The organism is Tenacibaculum agarivorans (assembly GCF_001936575.1).
In the GTDB taxonomy this organism is placed as follows: Bacteria; Bacteroidota; Bacteroidia; order Flavobacteriales; family Flavobacteriaceae; genus Polaribacter; species Polaribacter agarivorans.
In genome coordinates, this window is sequence record NZ_MSMP01000083.1 from 1 (window position 1) to 2,242 (window position 2,242).

At 33.1% G+C, this 2,242-nt stretch carries 1 protein-coding gene; it reads left to right on the forward strand.

The window, feature by feature from the left end:
* Window positions 1-2,242 (forward strand): condensation domain-containing protein (locus BVC87_RS22915; RefSeq protein WP_075344719.1); only part of this gene is annotated, 2,242 nt, incomplete at both ends.

The following is a 2,242-nucleotide window of genomic DNA, read 5'->3' on the forward strand; positions in this document are numbered from 1 at the left end:
GTTCTCAACCACTCATAGTATTGAATTGACACAAACTACCCTTCCTATAGGTAAGCCTATAAAAAACAGTATAGCTTACATCGTAGATTCATCAATGAATTTAGTTCCTGTAGGTGTTGTAGGAGAATTAGTTGTAGGAGGTTCAGGAGTTGGTTTAGGATATTTGAATAACGAAGAACTTACGAAAGAGAAATTTACCTTAAATCCTTTTAAGGAAGGAGATCGCTTATATAAAACGGGGGATTTAGCGAAGTGGTTACCAGATGGTACAATTGAGTTTATCGGAAGAAAGGACAGTCAGGTTAAGATTCGAGGTTATCGTATCGAATTAGGAGAGATAGAGAATGCTTTATCAAATTTAGTTTCTATAAGTCAATGTTGTGTATTGGCAAAAGAGAGTGACAATGGCACAAAACGTTTGATCGGTTATGTAGTTTCAGAAGATGTTTTTGATAAGGAAGCGATTCAAACGGAGCTAAAAGAGCACTTGCCAGATTATATGATTCCTTCAATTTGGGTGGAATTAGAAGAAATGCCATTAACAAATAATGGTAAATTAGATCGTAAGGCATTACCAACACCGACTATTTCAGATATTTCAAGTAAAGAGTATGTAGCACCTAGAAATGAGGTGGAAACACAAATATCTGTTATCTGGCAAGAAATATTAGGCATAGATAAGGTAGGAGTTTATGATAATTTCTTCGAATTAGGAGGACATAGTTTATTAGTTGTTCAGTTAATTTCTCGTCTACAAAAATTAGATTTCCATGTCGAAGTAAAAGATATTTTCTCTAATCCAACTATAGCAGGAATAAGTGAGGAAGTAACTTCATTAACAGATGTATATCAAGTTCCAGCAAATGGAATTACATCAGATATAGATCGTATTACGCCAGAAATGGTTCCTTTATTAGATTTTAGTCAAGAGGATATCGATACTGTTGTTTCAAAAATACCTGGAGGCATCTCTAATATTGAAGATATGTATCCATTATCTCCATTGCAAGAAGGAATGCATTTCCATTACTTGATGAGTGATAAAGAGCAAGGAGATCCATATATATTACCAAATCTATTATCATTTCCAAGTCAAGAAAAACGATCATTATTCTTAGATACATTACAATTTGTAGTAAATCGTCATGATATTTTACGTACCTGTATTATAAATGAAGGTTTACCAAGTGCAGTTCAAGTAGTACTTAAGGAAGTTACTTTATCTGTAGAAACTTTAGATATAGATAATTCTAAAGATATGCTATCAGAGTTAGAAGCATTAATTGCTCCTGGTAGTCAATGGATGGATGCAACCAAAGCACCATTGTTAAATCTACAAACAGCAGACGATACAGCTAATAATTGTTACTATTTATTACTATGTGCGCATCATTTAGTGATAGATCATGTAGGGTTAGAAAAAATTAACTCAGAAATTGTAGTTTATTTATCAGGAAAAGGAGAAAGTCTTCCTGCTCCAGTGTTATATAGAAATTTTATAGGTCATACTTTACATCAGCAAGCGATTAATGATAGTGAAACTTATTTTAAGAAATCACTTGAAACTGTTGATGAACCTACCTATCCTTTTGAACTTTCAGATATTCAAGGGAATGGTAGTGAGATAAAAGAAGCATCAATTTTTTTATCAGAATCATTACATAAAAATCTTAGAGCTGTTAGTCTTGAATTAGGGATTAGTCCAGCTGTATTATTTCATGCTGCTTACGGAATTGTAGTAGGTAGATGTAGTAATAAAGATTACGCATTATTCGGGTCTTTATTTTCAGGCCGTTTGCAAGGTTCTTTAGGAGCAGCAGATTCATTAGGTTTATTTATCAATACATTACCATTTTATATTAAGTTAGAAGGAAGTGTATTAGCATATGTTGAAGAAGTAAAACAACAGTTAAGAGATTTACTTCCTTATGAACAAACACCACTAGCAAATATTCAAACTTGGAGTGGGGTTTCAAATGAAGTACCATTATTTAGTGCCTTATTAAACTTCCGTCATTCTCATCCTTCAATAGAAGAAGAAGCTGATACTCTTGATTTAGAAATGACTGTAAAAGGAGGACAGGAACGTACGAATTATCCATTTACATTAAATGTAGATGATTATGGAGACACTATAGGGTTTGGATTAAAAGCCCAAATAGATGGAAGTGTAGGAGCAGACCGAGTACTTTCCTTTATGGAAGAAACTTTAGAGCAATTAGTTGAAGGTTTAGAATTAGAA